This window comes from Amycolatopsis sp. cmx-4-61 (genome assembly GCF_046548775.1).
Taxonomy (GTDB): Bacteria; Actinomycetota; Actinomycetes; order Mycobacteriales; family Pseudonocardiaceae; genus Amycolatopsis.
Map to the genome: position 1 here is coordinate 100933 of NZ_JAEBEI010000016.1, position 14305 is coordinate 115237.

The 14305-nt window shown below is 72.6% G+C and carries 16 protein-coding genes and 1 pseudogene; 8 read left to right on the plus strand and 9 right to left on the minus strand.

All coding sequences use genetic code 11. The features are described from left to right. Positions 1-5: 5 nt before the first annotated feature. The 3 genes from ACLJOU_RS34420 to ACLJOU_RS34430 are packed head-to-tail and all read right to left on the minus strand — an operon-like array spanning position 6 to position 2447. Positions 6-620 (minus strand): CPBP family intramembrane glutamic endopeptidase, encoded by a 615-nt coding sequence (locus ACLJOU_RS34420; RefSeq protein ID WP_410573428.1) that lies wholly within the window; start codon positions 618-620, stop codon positions 6-8. After that, positions 617-1513 (minus strand): NAD(P)H-binding protein, encoded by an 897-nt coding sequence (locus ACLJOU_RS34425; RefSeq protein ID WP_410573429.1) that lies wholly within the window; start codon positions 1511-1513, stop codon positions 617-619. Before ACLJOU_RS34425 ends, ACLJOU_RS34420 begins: the two co-directional genes overlap by 4 nt. A gap of 10 nt (positions 1514-1523) precedes the next feature. Then, on the minus strand, positions 1524-2447 hold the full coding sequence (locus ACLJOU_RS34430; protein ID WP_410573430.1) for a DMT family transporter: 924 nt from the start codon (positions 2445-2447) through the stop codon (positions 1524-1526). Between the two features lie 73 nt (positions 2448-2520). On the opposite strand from ACLJOU_RS34430, the pseudogene ACLJOU_RS34435 reads away from it, so the two are divergent. Continuing rightward, a pseudogene (locus ACLJOU_RS34435) lies at positions 2521-3445 on the plus strand (LysR family transcriptional regulator). A 4-nt stretch (positions 3446-3449) separates the two neighbouring features. Here the strand turns inward: ACLJOU_RS34435 and ACLJOU_RS34440 are convergent. Next, positions 3450-4328 (minus strand): alpha/beta fold hydrolase, encoded by an 879-nt coding sequence (locus ACLJOU_RS34440; protein WP_410573431.1) that lies wholly within the window; start codon positions 4326-4328, stop codon positions 3450-3452. 63 nt (positions 4329-4391) lie between these two features. Here ACLJOU_RS34440 and ACLJOU_RS34445 point away from each other — a divergent pair, with 63 nt between their 5' ends. Next, positions 4392-4937, plus strand: a complete 546-nt coding sequence (locus ACLJOU_RS34445) for a helix-turn-helix domain-containing protein (RefSeq protein WP_410573432.1) — start codon at positions 4392-4394, stop codon at positions 4935-4937. On the opposite strand, the gene ACLJOU_RS34450 is transcribed toward ACLJOU_RS34445, so the two are convergent. Next, complete coding sequence (locus ACLJOU_RS34450) at positions 4921-5802, minus strand: LysR substrate-binding domain-containing protein (protein ID WP_410573433.1); 882 nt, start codon at positions 5800-5802, stop codon at positions 4921-4923. The two genes, ACLJOU_RS34445 and ACLJOU_RS34450, sit on opposite strands and share 17 nt — an antisense overlap. A gap of 85 nt (positions 5803-5887) precedes the next feature. Here ACLJOU_RS34450 and ACLJOU_RS34455 point away from each other — a divergent pair, with 85 nt between their 5' ends. Next, positions 5888-6838 (plus strand): threonine/serine dehydratase, encoded by a 951-nt coding sequence (locus tag ACLJOU_RS34455; protein ID WP_410573434.1) that lies wholly within the window; start codon positions 5888-5890, stop codon positions 6836-6838. Here the strand turns inward: ACLJOU_RS34455 and ACLJOU_RS34460 are convergent. Together ACLJOU_RS34460 and ACLJOU_RS34465 are read right to left on the minus strand one after the other, a co-directional pair. Continuing rightward, on the minus strand, positions 6780-7598 hold the full coding sequence (locus ACLJOU_RS34460) for an LLM class flavin-dependent oxidoreductase (RefSeq protein WP_410573435.1): 819 nt from the start codon (positions 7596-7598) through the stop codon (positions 6780-6782). The two genes, ACLJOU_RS34455 and ACLJOU_RS34460, sit on opposite strands and share 59 nt — an antisense overlap. An 83-nt stretch (positions 7599-7681) precedes the next feature. After that, positions 7682-8512 carry a peptidoglycan-binding domain-containing protein gene (locus ACLJOU_RS34465; protein ID WP_410573436.1) on the minus strand — a complete coding sequence of 277 codons (831 nt, stop codon included), beginning with the start codon at positions 8510-8512 and terminating at the stop codon, positions 7682-7684. A 535-nt stretch (positions 8513-9047) separates the two neighbouring features. Here ACLJOU_RS34465 and ACLJOU_RS34470 point away from each other — a divergent pair. From ACLJOU_RS34470 to ACLJOU_RS34480, 3 genes are all read left to right on the plus strand, one after another. Next, the gene (locus tag ACLJOU_RS34470) at positions 9048-10100 is read left to right on the plus strand and encodes an NlpC/P60 family protein (RefSeq protein ID WP_410573437.1); all 1053 of its coding nucleotides are present in this window, start codon (positions 9048-9050) and stop codon (positions 10098-10100) included. A 64-nt stretch (positions 10101-10164) separates the two neighbouring features. Continuing rightward, positions 10165-10587 carry a hypothetical protein gene (locus ACLJOU_RS34475; protein ID WP_410573438.1) on the plus strand — a complete coding sequence of 141 codons (423 nt, stop codon included), beginning with the start codon at positions 10165-10167 and terminating at the stop codon, positions 10585-10587. 66 nt (positions 10588-10653) lie between these two features. Further along, the gene (locus ACLJOU_RS34480) at positions 10654-10854 is read left to right on the plus strand and encodes a DUF3072 domain-containing protein (RefSeq protein ID WP_364287026.1); all 201 of its coding nucleotides are present in this window, start codon (positions 10654-10656) and stop codon (positions 10852-10854) included. Between the two features lie 4 nt (positions 10855-10858). Here ACLJOU_RS34480 and ACLJOU_RS34485 read toward each other — a convergent pair whose 3' ends face one another. Next, entirely contained in the window at positions 10859-11797 is a 939-nt protein-coding gene (locus ACLJOU_RS34485) for a PrsW family intramembrane metalloprotease (RefSeq protein ID WP_410573439.1), read from the minus strand. Between the two features lie 374 nt (positions 11798-12171). On the opposite strand from ACLJOU_RS34485, the gene ACLJOU_RS34490 reads away from it, so the two are divergent. Beyond that, on the plus strand, positions 12172-12348 hold the full coding sequence (locus ACLJOU_RS34490) for a hypothetical protein (protein WP_410573440.1): 177 nt from the start codon (positions 12172-12174) through the stop codon (positions 12346-12348). A 4-nt stretch (positions 12349-12352) separates the two neighbouring features. Here ACLJOU_RS34490 and rho read toward each other — a convergent pair whose 3' ends face one another. Beyond that, complete coding sequence (gene rho / locus ACLJOU_RS34495) at positions 12353-13414, minus strand: transcription termination factor Rho (RefSeq protein WP_410573441.1); 1062 nt, start codon at positions 13412-13414, stop codon at positions 12353-12355. Positions 13415-13662: 248 nt separating this feature from the next. Between rho and ACLJOU_RS34500 the strand changes: the two genes are divergently transcribed. Further along, positions 13663-14178 carry an ATP-binding protein gene (locus ACLJOU_RS34500; protein WP_410573442.1) on the plus strand — a complete coding sequence of 172 codons (516 nt, stop codon included), beginning with the start codon at positions 13663-13665 and terminating at the stop codon, positions 14176-14178. Positions 14179-14305: the final 127 nt, after the last annotated feature.

Genomic DNA, 14305 nt, shown 5'->3' on the forward strand with positions numbered 1-14305 from the left:
AGCAGTCATCCTGGCGTGGGCGCCCCGGGCGGGTCGAGTGTTTCGGGCGGGAACAAGCGCGGCATGAACGCCAGCATCAGCGCCGACCAGACCACGTGCGTCAGCATCGGCGCCTGCACCCCGCCGGACCGTCCGCGCTGCCAGGCGAACAACGTCCCCATCGCCGCCGACGCCAGGACCAGTGCCGGGTTCCGGGTCGCCGTCGTGGACAGCACGTACACCGCCGTCGACGTCCGGGGTCCGGTCGCGTCGTAGAGCGCACCGCGGAAGAACACCTCTTCCGCCGCGCCCGTGAGCAACGCCGTCGCCGCCACCGAGGCCGTCGCCCCCTGGTGGGCGTGGTCCAGCACTCCCGCGATCGCCCTCCGCAGCGGCGGGATGCGGCGGGCCACCAGCGCGCAGCCGTAGAACACGCCGAACGCGCCCGCGCCCGCCGCCACCGGCTGAACGACGTCGCGGCGGCCGCGGGTCACCGGCCCGGCCGCCTGGGCGCCGGCGAACCACGTCGCCGCGACCGACGCCGTGAGCACGTGGAACCGGCGGGAGCCGGGGCGGCTGGCGAGTGACGCGCCGAGCAGGCCGGAGCCGGCGGCGGTCACCGCCGTGAGGAACGGCTTCACGTGGGACGCCTGCTCTTCGCGCGCTCGCCCAAGGCCTGCAGGACGGCTTCGTCGTAGCCCAGCGGCTCGAACTCGACGATCCGGCGGATGGCGTCGTCGCGGACGACGACCTCGTTGGCCATCGAGTCGATCAGCGCGCGCCCGGTCGTGGCGTCGATGTCCGTGACGAGCGAGAGCCAGTACGACGACAGGCGCGGGGACAGCAGCGGCACCGGCAGGATCACCAGCGGCCTGCCCTCGATCGCCGCGACGCGCTGCAGCATGTCGCGGTAGGCCAGGACTTCCGGACCGCCGATGTCGAACGTGCGCCCGGCGGCCTCCGGGTGGTCGAGGACGCCGACCAGGTAGCGGACGACGTCGGCGACCGCGATCGGCTGGGTGCGCGTGTTGACCCAGCGCGGGGTGACCATCGCCGGCAGGTGCTCGACCAGTTGCCGGGTCAGCTCCCACGACGTCCCGCCGTGGCCGATGACGATCCCGGCGCGCAGCACGGTCACCGGCACGCCGGTCTCCCCCAGCAGCCGCTCGACCTCGCGGCGGCTGGCCAGGTGGTCCGACAGCGCGTCGTCGTCGTCCCCGAGCCCGCCGAGGTAGACGATCCGGCGCAGGCCCGCGCCCTCGGCGGCCCGCGCGAACGCGCGCGCGGCGTCGGCGTCGCGGCGCTTGAAGTCCGCACTGTCGAGTGAATGCACGAGGTAGTACGCGGCGTCGACGCCCTTGAGCGCGTCACGCAGGGAACCGACGTCGGCGACATCGCCGCGGACGGCTTTCCCGGCGCCGCGGTACTTCGCGGGGTGGCGGGTCATCGCGAGGACCTCGTGCCCGGCCGCCTCGAGCGCCGGGCACAGCCGGCTGCCGACGAACCCCGACGCCCCGGCCACCAGCACTCGCATGCCCGCGACGTTAGCCGGGCCGGCCTTCGCGCGCAGATCGTCCGCCGCCGGCGAAGCAGACCGCGGCGACGACACCCGCGCACCCGGCCAGCTGCGCCCACCCGGGCGTCTCGCCGAGCAGCCCGATGCCGAGCAGCACCGCGCCGACCGGCTGCAGCAGCATCAGGGTCGCGCCCGTGGGGGCGGACATCCGGGGCAGCGCCGCGGAGATCAGCAGCCAGCCAGCCAGCTGGCCGACGCCGGCGAGCGCGACCAGCCAGCCGAACGCCGGCCAGCCGGGCGCCAGGTCGAGCGTGCCGGTCGGGACGCCGAGCACGACGGCGACCACGCCGGCGGACACCGTGGCCAGCACCAGCGAGTGCGCCTGCGTCCCCGTGCCGCCGCTGAGCCGGATCAGGAAGAGGTAGCCGGCGTACCCGGCGCCGGCCAGCAGGGCCGCCACGGCACCGGTCACCGGGTCCGGGCCGAACGAACCGGTGCCGGCGAACCCGCCGGCCAGCACGATCCCGCCCAGCAGCACGGGCACCGCGACGAGGAACCGCTTCGACGGCCGCTCGGCCAGGAAGGCGAACGCCAGCAGCGGCACGATCACCACCTGCACGGCGAGGAGGACGGTCGCGATGCCGGCACCCACCCGCGGGATCGCCTCGCCCCACAGCACGAAGTCGAGGCCGAGCCCGGTTCCGGCCAGCAGGGGGAAGAGCACGCGGCGGCGGGCCGCCGGGCCGGCCGTCCGCCGTTCGCGCCCGGCGAGCACGAGCAGCACGGGCAGGGCGAGCAGGCAGCGCCAGAACGCGCTCGTGCTGCCGCTGACGTGCGAAACCTTGATGAAGACCGACGACAGCGAGATGCAGCAGCTGCCGAGCGCGGCGAGCAGCCGCGGGTCGAAGCGGTGGGTGAACGCCGGGGCGGGCCGGGACGCGGTGGTGGTCACGCCTCCAGCCTGCGGGCGGCGACTGTCAACGACAAGCGAATGTTTCTGCGCCGAATTCGGTAGCATCACTACCGTGTTCGGACTCGAGCGGATGCGCGCGCTGCACGCCGTCGCGACCCACGGCTCGGTGGCCGCGGCGGCCGAGGCCCTGCACGTCACGCCGTCCGGGGTGTCGCAGCAGCTGGCGAAGCTGGAACGGGAGGCGGGCCAGGCGCTGCTCGAACCCCGCGGCCGCGGCGTGCGGCTGACGAAGGCGGGCCAGGTGCTGGCCGGGCACGCCGAGCGGATCCTCGCGCAGGTCGCCGAGGCGAAGGCGGACCTGGAGCTGCTGCGCGAAGACGTCATCGGGCCGCTGCGGATCGGCGCGATCCCGACGACGGTGCACGCGCTGCTGCCGCCCGCGCTGGCCACGCTCGCCGCCCAGCACCCGCGGCTGGCGGTGACGCTGCACGAGGGCGAGGCGGAGCAGACGATGCCGCGCGTGCTGGTCGGCGATCTCGACGTGGCGGTGCTGGAGAGCTGGAACGACCGCCCGACGGTGATCCCGCCGTCGACGACGCGCGTCGCGCTGCTCTCGGACGTCGCGGACCTCGCCCTGCCCGCCGGGCACCGGCTGGCCCACCGCAAGGCGGTCGACCTGTCTGAAGTGGACGACCTGCCGTGGATCGGCTGGACCGCCGGGTCCGGCTGCCACGAGTGGCTGGGTGCAGGTGCTGCGCAAGCAGCGGCTGGAGCCGCGGATCAGCTGCACGGTCGGCGGTTACCCGACCCAGCTGGCCCTGGTGGCGGGCAACGTCGGCGCGGCGCTGGTCCCCCGGCTGGCCCGCGACCGGCTGCCCGACGGGGTGCGGATCCTGACCACCCGCCCGGCCTTGAGCCGCACCATCCACGCGATCTGCCGGGCGGGTGAGGAGGACCGTGGGGCGGTGCGGGCGTGCCTGGATGCGTTGCGGGCGGCGTCGGCGCGGTTCGAGAGCGCGGGACGGCCGGTGGGCTGAGACCTCAACAGAGGTCGCGGATGGCCTGCACCACGGCGTCTTGGCGCTGGATGTGCAGGAACTGGTGCGCCGCGTCGTCGAGCACGCGGTGCTCGCCCCGCGGAACGGCGGCGGCGATCGACGCGTGCAGGTCCCGGATCCCGCGCTGGGCCGCCGCGATGAGCTCCTCGGAGCCGAACCGGGCCCAGTACGGGTTGCGCCCCATCGCGGTGAGCACGATCAGCGGGACGTCCGGGAGCTCGCCGCCGCCGCGCAGTTCCGCGTAAACGTCGTCCTCGTTCTTCGTCTCGTCGATCACCGTCCGCCAGGTCGTCAGGTGGTGGTCGATCAGCGGCTCGCGCACCCGAGGGGGCCATTCCGCGAACAGCTGCGTGTACTGCGCCCGCGCGGCGCGGACCTGGTCGTCGGTCAGGTCGGGCAGCTCCGCGGCGGCCCGCTTCATCTCTTCGTTCAGCGCGGCCGCCTCCGCGGGCAGGTGGGCGAAGAGGTCTTCGTGCCCGGGGTCGAGCAACAGCAATCCGGCGACGTCGGCCGGGAAGAGCTGGGCGAACCGCCGGGCGTACGCCGCGCCGAGGGAGTGCCCGGCGAGCACGCAGGGCCCGGAGACACCGGCGGCGCGCAGGAGGTCCCGCAGCTCCGTCGCCACCTCGGCCGCGGTGCGCGGCAACCGGGCCGGGCCGCTCCAGCCCGTGCCCGCGCGGTCGTGGAGCACGCTCGTCGTGAAGCCCGCGGCTGCGGTGTGGACGTTGAGGTAGTCCAGGCCGACCAGCCCGGCCCCGGGCAGCACCACGACCGGTGGGCCGCCGGTGCCCGCCCGGTCCAGCCACAACGCGCGCCCGGCGACGTCGCAGGTCCGGCCGAGCGGGAGTTCGGTGCCGGGCATGGTTCCTCCAGAAGTGTGCGTTCTCAATTTTGAGAACGGTATCACGCGTGAGAACATCCTTCCGTGGATTCCCTGAACCTGCTGGTGCACCCGGTGCGGCTGCGGATCGTGCACGCGATGGCGGGTGGCCGGACCCGCACGACGGCCGAGCTGTGCGAACGCCTGCCCGACGTCTCGAAGGCGACCGTCTACCGGCACGTCGGCGTCCTCGCCGAGGGCGGGATCCTCGAGGTCGAGGGCGAGCAGCGGGTGCACGGCGCCGTCGAGCGGCGGTACCGCCTGCGCCGGGACCGCGCGGTGGTGGACGCCGCCACCGCGGCCTCGGTGTCCAAAGAGGACCACCGGCGCGTGTTCGCGACGGCGATGGCGACGCTCATCGCGGAGTTCAACGCCTACCTCGACCGCGAGGACGCCGACCCCGCGGCCGATCTCGTCGGCTACCGGCAGCACGCCCTGTGGCTCAGCCGAGCCGAGCTGACCGACCTGATCGGCGAGCTGCGGGAGGCCATCGTGCGCCGGGTGGGCCACGAGCCGGCCCCGGACCGCGTCCGCTACCTGCTGAGCCCCGTCCAGTTCCCGGCCGCCGAGCCCGCTACTGCGGACGGCTGAGCCGCGCGACCATCTCGGTCACCAGCTCCCCCGGCCGCCGGTGGTGCACCAGGAAGATGTCCCGCGCCGGCTTCGCGTCCGCCGCGTCGCGCACCTCGACCCGCGCCGGGCCCGCCCGGTCGAGCACGCTCTCCGGCACGAACGCGACGCCGAGCCCGGCCTCCACCAGGGCCAGGATCACCTGGTAGTCCCGCGTCTCGTACGCCACCCGCAGTTCGGCGCCGGCGGCGTCGGCGAGCTGCTCGAGGCAGGCGCGGTTGGGCACGCCCGGGTTGCCGGAAATCCAGTCCTCCGCGGCCAGCTCCGGCAGGGTGAGCCGGCGGGCGCGGGCCTTCTCGTGCCCCTTCGGCAGGATCAGCCGGAACCGCTCGGAACGCAGCAGCGTCCGTTCCAGGCCACGCGGGTCCGGCAGCGGCGCGCCGGGGTAGCGGTGGGTGATCAGCAGGTCCAGCTCGCGCGAGCGGACCAGCCCGTACCCGTCGGGCGGCTCCAGGTCCAGCAGCCGCAGGGCCACCTTCGGGTGAGCACGGCGGAACCCGGCGAGCGCGGCGGGCACCAGGGTCATGCCCGCGCTCGCGAACGTGCCGACGGTCAGCTCCTCCTCCAGCAGGGCGCGGGCCGTCCGCTCGGCGGTTCGCAGTTCCCCGGCGATCGCCTCGGCGTGGGTCAGCAGCGCCTCCCCGACCGGCGTGAGGGTGACGCCGCGGGCGTGGCGGTGCAGCACGCGGGCGCCGACGTCGCGCTCCAGCTTGGCCAGCTGCTGCGAGACCGCGGACGGCGTGAAGGAAAGCCGCTGCGCGGCCGCGGCGATCGAGCCGGCGTGCGCGACCTCGGCCAGCAGGGCGAGGCGGTGGGCGTCGAGCACGGAGGCCTCCAGCCGTAAGTTCCGCTAACGCCAGCATAGGAGACGCCGCTGGTGCTTACGGCGGCCCGCGCGCATGCTGGAGCCCATGATCAGCACTGCGGATGTGGAACGGGCCGCCGCGCGCATCGAGGGCCGGGTCCGCCGGACGCCGGTGTTCGCCGACGAAGGCGTGTGGTTCAAGCTGGAACAGCTGCAGCACACCGGGTCGTTCAAGGCCCGCGGGGCGTTCAACCGGATCCTGTCCGCCGGCGAGCAGACCGCGGTCGTGGCCGCCTCGGGCGGCAACGCCGGCCTCGCCGTCGCCTACGCCGCCCGCGAGTTCGGCCTGCCCGCGCGGGTCTACGTCCCGACGACCGCGCCCGCGGTCAAGGTCGCGAAACTGCGGCAGCTCGGCGCGGCGGTGGAGCTGGTCGGCGAGAAGTACGCCGACGCCTACGACGCCGCCGTCAAGGACGCTGCCGACTCCGGCGCGCTCTTCTGCCACGCCTACGACCACCCCGACATCTGCGCCGGGCAGGGCACCCTCGGCCTCGAACTGCTGGAGCAGACCGGCGGCCTGGACACGATCCTCGTCGCGGTCGGCGGCGGCGGGCTGCTGGCCGGCGTCGCCGCCGCGGTCGAAGGCCGGGCGCGCGTGGTCGGCGTCGAACCGCGCCCGATCCCGACGCTGCACTCGGCGCTGGCCGCGGGCGAGCCGGTCACCGTCGACGTCGGCGGCGTCGCCGCCGACTCCCTCGGCGCGTCCCGGCTCGGCGACATCGCCTTCGCCGTCGCCACCCGCACGAACACGGGCTCGGTGCTGGTGGACGACGCCGCGATCGTCGCAGCCCGGGCGGCGCTGTGGGACCGTTACCGGCTCGCCGTCGAACCCGGCGGGGCAACGGCGTTCGCCGCCCTGCTCTCCGGCGCCTACCGGCCGGCGCCCGGCGAGCGGGTCGCCGTCCTGCTCTGTGGCGCCAACACCGACCCCGCGACGCTCACTTCCCCGACAGCCGCGCCACCACCGGGGCGAACTCCTCGAGGAACGCGCCGTTGACGCTGATGTAGGACAGCCCCTGTTCCGCGCGACGGCGTTCGAGCTCGGCCACCATGTCGTCGACGCCGCCGCGGAGGATGGCCAGCGAGTCGTGCTCGACGAGCGTCTCGGCGTCGACGCCGATGAAGCCGCGGATCCACGGCGGCACCTGCTCGCCGACGACCCAGATGTTCATCGCGAACTCGAGTTCGCGGTCGCCGGCCGCCGAACGGACTTCCTCGACGTACCCGGTCATTTCGTCGCGGGTGGTCAGCACGCCGCCGGCCATCGTGACGATGTCGGCCTTCGCTCCCGCCAGCCGGCGTGCCTTCGGACCGCCCGCGGCGATCATCACCGGCGTGTGCGCGTCGCCGTCGAGCCGGCGGACGTGGTCGATCGTCTCGGAAATCGAGTCGAGCCGCTCCTGCCCCGAACCGTAGGGCAGCCCGAGTTCCCCGGCCTGCTGCCGCATTTCCGGCCGTCCGGTGCCGAGGCCCAGCTCGAACCGCCCGTCGGTGACGACGGTGAGGCTGTGCGCCTCCCAGGCCGCCGCCCGCGCGGTCCGCAGCGGACTGGCCAGGACGAACGAGCCGACGCGCAGCTCGCTCGTCACGGCCGCAGCCGCCGCGAGCGCCGCGGTCGGCGTCGGCATGTTCAGGTTGTCCGGGCACAGCAGCGTCGAATAGCCGAGTTCTTCGGCGCGGCGAGCGGTGGCGAGCCACTTCGCCCCGCCCTCGGTCGCGCCCGCGACCACGCCGAACCGGAACGCCTTCTGCGGCATTGAAGCACCCCCAAGTCGTTGGTCCTTCGATCAAACCACCGGTGCGCCCGGCCGTGCCACCACGGCCGGGCCCACCACCGGCGTCAGCCGCGCTGGTACTCCTCCCAGGTGACCTTCGGGACCTGCGGGCCGTCGTCGGCGCCGCGGCCGGCCAGGCCGTTCATCCCCAGGTAGTAGTCACCGGTCTGGTGCTGGGCACCCGACGACAGGTCCGGGTCCGACACGGCCATCGCGTGGATGTGGTACTCGAAGCCCTGGGCCGGGGTCCGGTACCAGGCCGCGAAACCGACGTTGCGGAGCGCCTTCAGCAGGTTGTTGCGGTTGGTCGAGGACATGCCGGACACCGAGATGTCCATCGCGCCGCCACCGTCGTGCGTCCCGGCCGAGGCGTCGACGCCGCCCGGGTTGTACGACCCCTGCGTCAGGGCGACCTGGAAGCCCGCCTTTCCTTCCGCCGCAACGAGCATGGCCTTCGTGCGGGTGTTGAGGGTCTTGCCGTGGTAGGTGACCTGGCTGCCGGCGGAGACCGGGTTCGTGACCGTGTACCGGCCTTCGCCCAGCTTCTCCAGCGACGTCTTGCCGGGCAGGCCGGAAGCGTCGAGGCCGGTGTAGCCCAACGACTTCTGGTACTGCGAGTACGCCGTGATCGTGGTGGTGCCGAAGTACCCGTCGACGTACTTGCTGTCGAGCAGCCCCTTCGCCTGCAGCGCCTGCTCGACGAGCAGGACGCTGTCGTGCGCACCCGGGGTCTGCGTGTCGTCGGCGCGGCGCGGATCGATCTGGGCCGCCTTCAGCACGGCCTCCATGTTCGCTCCGGGCAGCACCGTCGTGGCCGCGGTTTCGGCCTGGGCCGGCGCGGCCACGGCGAGCGTCGCGGCGGTGAGCGCCGTGAGCACGGCGGCCTTCGTGAACATCCTTGTCCTCCATGGGTCGGAATTCGCTACGGGAAGGACGATCGCGCAACCGGGTACAAGGGACGTACAAACCGGATTCCCCCGGCCCGGAACCCGCGCAGGCTGTTCGTCACCACGAAGCCCGAGCTGACGGCCACCGCCGCGCCGGCGAGCATCGGGTTGAGGGTCGAGTTCAATCTGTGCCCTCGTAATACCCTAGAGGGGTAGGGTAAGAAGGGTCGGTGACAGTGTGTAATCTCTGCCACAGTCGGGTGCATTACCACTGGTCCAGCCGTGTTGTCCGACGTCACGCAGAGTTTCCGATGCCCCGCCCTGGACGGCGCCGTGCTCGTTTCGTAACCTGTTCGAGATCTCGCGGCCCCCGGTCGTCCCCAGACGGCGACGCGAGATCGCCGCCGATACCCCCCTGCTGGGTACCGGACCCCCCGCGGGCTCTTCCTGTAGCGGTCGAGCGCGCCCCGGGCACGGGCGAGGCCCCCGACTCGCCGTCCCGGTACCCGTCGGCGGCCGATCAGCAAAGGAGACCCGCGCGAGAATGCGTTCGCATCCCGTCAAGCGCGTGGTGTCAGGTGCCCTCGCCGCGGCCTCGGTGATCACCGTCGTCACCATGGCCCAGCCGGTGGCCACCGCCGCCCCCGTCCCCGTCCTCCAGGCGCCGCCCGCCGGGTCGGACGCCCTCGCCAAGTACCGCGACCTCGCGGCACAGGCGGAAAAGCTCAACGAAGACCTGCTCCGGGCCCAGGACGACCTGACCGCCAAGCAGGGTCAGCTCGACAAGGCCAACGCCGACGTCACGGCCGCGAAGAACGCCGGTGCACAGGCGATCGACGCGAAGCGGCAGTACCAGTCCGAAGTGGACAAGTTCGCCGACGCGTCGTTCACCAGCGGCGTCCAGCTGAACAAGCTGTCGGCACTGCTGGCCGGAACGTCCACCCAGGACTTCCTGGACCGCTCCGCGGCGCTCGAGGTCATCGCGACCGGCAAGAACGCCGCACTGGACAACTTCAACGCCGCGGCGGCGAAGGCGACCGCGGCCGAGAAGTCCGCCGCCGACGCGGCGAAGCGGGCGCAGGACGCCCGGGACGCGGCCGCGAAGCTGGCTTCGAACATCGAAGCGAAGAAGAAGGACCTGCAGGCGCAGATCGACCAGATCGAGGCGCAGAGCCGGAACCTCAGCAGCGCGGACCGGGCCGCCCAGAAGGACACCGGTGGCGCGGCGCCCGTCGTCAAGGCCCCCACCGCCGCCGCGCAGACCGCGGTCAATGCGGCGCTCAGCAAGCTCGGCAGCGCCTACGTGTGGGGCGCCACCGGCCCGAGCACGTTCGACTGCTCCGGATTGATGCAGTGGGCGTACAAGCAGGCCGGCATTTCGCTGCCCCGGACGTCGTCGGCGCAGGCCGGGTTCGGCACCCCGGTGTCGCGAGACCAGCTGCAGCCCGGTGACCTGGTCGCCTACTACTCCCCCGTGTCCCACATCGGCATGTACATCGGCGACGGCAAGATGGTGCACGCGCCGACGAGCGGCGACGTCGTCAAGATCTCGCCGCTGATGAGCCAGTACGCGGGAGCCACGCGCCCCACGGCGTGATTCTCCGGCCCGGGTGCCCCGTTCCGCGACGTGTAGAAATCGCGGAACGGGGCACTTTGCGCGCATGGAAAACAACCCTGACCCCGCCACCGTCGAAGCTGTCGGCAAGGTGACCGAGGCGCTCGAGACGATCGAGCGCGCCCGCGGGCACCTGTACTCCTTCCACCAGCTGACCGGCAGCGCGGACCTGGCGCTCGGCGAGGCCGTGGAGCAGCTCGAGAAGGCCGGGCACGGCGACTGGGCGCGGCGGATCTCCGAAGAGCTCATCGGGCTCAACGTGTTACCCGATCGGTGGACGTTCCAGGTCGTCGAGGAGTACGACGACGGCTACTACAAGGCCTGCCGCGACCTCGAGCGCGAGCTGCTCACCTCGCTCACCGGAGGGCGCCGACACCTGCACGAACAGCAGATGAAGGACGAGCGCCGGACGCACGGGCGGCCGGGCCACGAGGCGGGCGGCCCGAGCACGCCCCCGGCGGGCTCGTGAGCGGCGGTTGTCGGACCCCTGCGCTAGAGTCGGACCCGCACGAACAAACGTTCGATTGGAGCTGTGATGACTGATCAGGTGGAGCCCAATCCGGAGAAGGACCCGAGCGACTGGACCACCGGCGACGAGCCGATGACCGGGCCGCAGAAGTCCTACCTGCAGACGCTGGCGCAGGAGGCCGGCGAGGAGGTGCCGGACAACCTGACGAAGGCGGAAGCGTCGGAGCGGATCGACGCCCTGCAGAAGACGACCGGCCGCGGCGCGTGACGGGTCACCGCGGGCGGCCGGCGGGGATCCGCCACAGAACGGCGGCTTCCCGCTCGCCGCGCCGGGCGCGGGCCCGGACGGCGAGCAGCCAGCCGATGCCGACCACCGACACCAGGGCGAGGCCGCCCCAGGAGAGCACGGTGAAGACGTCGGCCTGCAGGGCGGTGGGCTGTGGCTGGTAGCCCTGTTCGAGCTGGACGTACTGCCACGGCGTGCCGGTGAGCAGCAGCGTCAGCACCAGGGCGATGCCGTGCATGGCGTCCCACAGGGCGTGGAGCAGGGCGACGCCGAGGTAGCTGAGCAGCAGCCGCAGCGTCAGGGCGAAGTGGCGGTGGTCGCTGGCGGAGAAGAGCACGCCGCCGAGGATCGCCGTCCACAGGCCGTGGCCGACCGGGGCGAGCACGCCGCGGAGCAGTTCGGTCTGGACGAGGTCCATCAGCGAGAGCCCGCGTTCGGTGAACAGCGCGGTGAAGGCGTACCCGGCGGATTCGAAGGCGGCGAACCCGAACCCGACGGCGGCGCCCAGCACCATGCCGTCAGTGGCGAACTTGACCCGCAGGTGCCGGGTGAGGACGGCCAGCACGGCGAGCTTGACGGCTTCTTCGATCAGCCCGACCCCGGCGAACAGCCAGGCGGAGGGATGCAGCAGGTAGGACTCGAGCAGTGAGGCGGCGAGCACGCCGAGCACCCCACCGGCGACGAAGGTGCTGAAGAGCAGTTCGGAGGTCACCTCCCCGCTCCGCCGCCGCCCGAAGGCCCAGGCGACGAAGGTGACGGGCACGAGGAAGCTCCCGAGCAGCACCACGGTGGGCACGAGATTCGGGTTGCCGGTGACGAAGGTGACGACGACGGCGAGCACCCAGAGCAGGGCGCCGGTGAAGAACATGCGCAGCCAGACCCGGCGTGACCGGGCCGCGGCGGGCCGAGCGGACGGAAGGGCCATGGGGGTACTGTGCTCCGGTTCCCGGGGGTCCGCACCCGCTGGGCCGCGGAGGTGCAGGTTCGCGGCCGGAACGGGCGGAGGCTGACGCTCGCCGGTTCGGTTGGCGCGCGCGGGTGGTTCGGGAAGTTGAGCGTTCGTCCCGCCCGATCCGCCGGGGCAAGGCCGCGGGCGGAACGTTGGGAGACTGCGGCGCGGCGGACCTAGCCCGCGCACTCGCGACTCCGCCAGCGCGGAACCACGACGGCAGTCCGGGCACTGCGGTTCAGGCACTGCGGTTCAGGCACTGCGGTTCAGGCACTCGAGGCACACCCGACTGGGCCCCCTACCAGCCGCCTCGATGAGTCGAACGGCCGTCCAGCGGGTAACCCTTGGGCATGTCCCAACCGAACGAGCAGCAACCTGAGATCGCGCGGGCCGACACGCCCGATCTCGGCCGCGCCGAAGACCGGCTCTACCGGCCCGGCGAGGGTGAACCGGCCGACAGTCCCGAGGATGCCCGTGGTGTCGGGGCCAAAGTGATCGGCGAACTGCGGGCGCGGCGCGACAGCTGAGCGATCAGGCCGCCGCGGGCAGGGCCGCGCCCGTCACGCGGAGCAGGAACTCGGCGTTGGAACCGGTCTTGCGCAGCTGCTCCAGCAACTGCTCGATCGCGTGCGGGCCCGGCAACGCCCGCCGGACTTCGCGCATCGCCGCCAGTTCGCCCGGCGTCACCAGCAGTTCTTCGCGCCGGGTGCCGGAGGCCGCCACGTCGACCGCCGGGAAGACGCGCCGCTCGGCCGTCTTGCGGTCGAGCTTCAGTTCGGCGTTGCCGGTGCTCTTCAATTCCTCGAAGAACACCGTGTCGGCCAGGGAACCGGTCTCCACCAGTGCCGTGGCGATGATCGTGAGCGAACCGCCGCCCTCGACATTGCGTGCGGCGCCGAGGATCCGCTTCATCGGCTGCAACGCGGCCGCGTCGACGCCGCCGGACAGCGTGCGGCCGGACGGGCGGGCCGAGAGGTTGTACGCGCGGCCCAGCCGGGTGAGCGAGTCGAGCAGCAGGACGACGTCTTCGCCCTGCTCCACCAAGCGTTTCGCGCGCTCGACGGCGAGTTCCGCCACCGCGACGTGTTCGGCGGGCGGACGGTCGAAAGTGGACGCGATCACCTCCCCGCGCACGGTCCGGCTCAGCTCGGTGACCTCCTCCGGCCGTTCGTCGGCGAGCAGGACCAGCAGCCGGCAGTCGGGGTGGTTGACCGACAGCCCGTGGCCGATTTCCTGCAGCACGGTGGTCTTCCCCGCCTTGGGCGGGGACACGATCAGAGCACGCTGCCCGCGCCCGAGCGGGGTGACGAGGTCGATGACGCGGGGCAGCAGCCGCGTCGGCGTGGTTTCGAGCAGCAGCCGGCGGTCCGGGTGCACCGGGACGAGGTCGGCGAAGCGCGGGCGCGGCTCGCTCGGGTCGTGGCCGTTGACGCTGGTGAGCTGCTCGGTGGTGCCGGTGATTTCGTCGCCGGGCCGCAGGTTGTACTTGCGAAGCAGGGAAACCGGGAGGGCGACGTCGTCGGGCGCGGGCCGGTAGCCGGGCCGCACGAACGGGGTTTTGCCGGACAGGTCGAGGATGCCGTGAAAAGACATGGGTGTCTCCTGGAGTGACGATGGGCCCGCGCACGGACGGCGAGGCCGGAAGTGAAGGAAAGAGGCCGACTGGCCTGGATCCGGGAAGCTGCCTCCGGGCGGCCTGAGGGCCGGCATCCGCGAGGAGCACCTCCACTGTAGCGACACATCTCACGAAGCACAACGGGTAAGACTTCGTGGCGGTGGGTAGTCCTTCGGAGAGCCCTTTTTGGCACTGGGGAAACGCGGCTGAACGATGGGAGCGAATCGTGTATCGACATACCCCGGAAACTGGCGTCGATACGGGCGAGAGCGCCGACGCCGACCAAGCCGGGACCACGGCCCCGGGGCGCTTGGCCGCCGGAGCCGTGGTCGTCTCGGCCTTCGAAGAACTGGCGCCGGCGCTGCCCAACGAGATGGCCGGCCTGCGCCGCAAGCTGATCCAGTGGCTGAGCGAGTTCCCGCTGGACGCGGACAACAAGCACGACATAACGCTCGCGACCTACGAAGCCCTGGCCAACGTGGCAGCGCACGCCTACCCGGATGACCACGGCTGGGCGCGCCTGCAGGCCCACCGCGAGGGCGACGCGATAACGGTGACGGTGACGGACACCGGTTGCGGAATCCCGGCAACACGCCCCCGAACGGCGGGTCTGCGCACCTCGGGTGGCCGCGGCCTGGTGCTGATCGACCAGGTGACGGACCAGTCCGAGATAGAGACGGGCACAACCGGAACAACAGTCCACATGACGTGGCGCCCGGTAGCCCTGCGCAACGCAAGTTAGGTCAGGCGAGGGCCGCGCCGCACCACTCGAAGCCCGCCGGCTCGCCTGACCGCGCGTCGGCGGGCTTTGCCGACCGGCTCACCTGGCTACGCGAGGTGCCGAGAAACCCGCGGAGCCCCAATCCCGC

Coding starts and splice junctions, on each gene's coding strand:
- ACLJOU_RS34425 (WP_410573429.1), bottom strand. CDS start 1,513: ATGCGAGTGCTGGTGGCCGGGGCGTCGGGGTTCGTCGGCAGCCGGCTG.
- ACLJOU_RS34440 (WP_410573431.1), bottom strand. CDS start 4,328: ATGCCCGGCACCGAACTCCCGCTCGGCCGGACCTGCGACGTCGCCGGG.
- ACLJOU_RS34455 (WP_410573434.1), top strand. CDS start 5,888: ATGATCAGCACTGCGGATGTGGAACGGGCCGCCGCGCGCATCGAGGGC.
- ACLJOU_RS34460 (WP_410573435.1), bottom strand. CDS start 7,598: ATGCCGCAGAAGGCGTTCCGGTTCGGCGTGGTCGCGGGCGCGACCGAG.
- ACLJOU_RS34465 (WP_410573436.1), bottom strand. CDS start 8,512: ATGTTCACGAAGGCCGCCGTGCTCACGGCGCTCACCGCCGCGACGCTC.
- ACLJOU_RS34470 (WP_410573437.1), top strand. CDS start 9,048: ATGCGTTCGCATCCCGTCAAGCGCGTGGTGTCAGGTGCCCTCGCCGCG.
- ACLJOU_RS34475 (WP_410573438.1), top strand. CDS start 10,165: ATGGAAAACAACCCTGACCCCGCCACCGTCGAAGCTGTCGGCAAGGTG.
- ACLJOU_RS34480 (WP_364287026.1), top strand. CDS start 10,654: ATGACTGATCAGGTGGAGCCCAATCCGGAGAAGGACCCGAGCGACTGG.
- ACLJOU_RS34485 (WP_410573439.1), bottom strand. CDS start 11,797: ATGGCCCTTCCGTCCGCTCGGCCCGCCGCGGCCCGGTCACGCCGGGTC.
- ACLJOU_RS34490 (WP_410573440.1), top strand. CDS start 12,172: ATGTCCCAACCGAACGAGCAGCAACCTGAGATCGCGCGGGCCGACACG.
- rho (WP_410573441.1), bottom strand. CDS start 13,414: ATGTCTTTTCACGGCATCCTCGACCTGTCCGGCAAAACCCCGTTCGTG.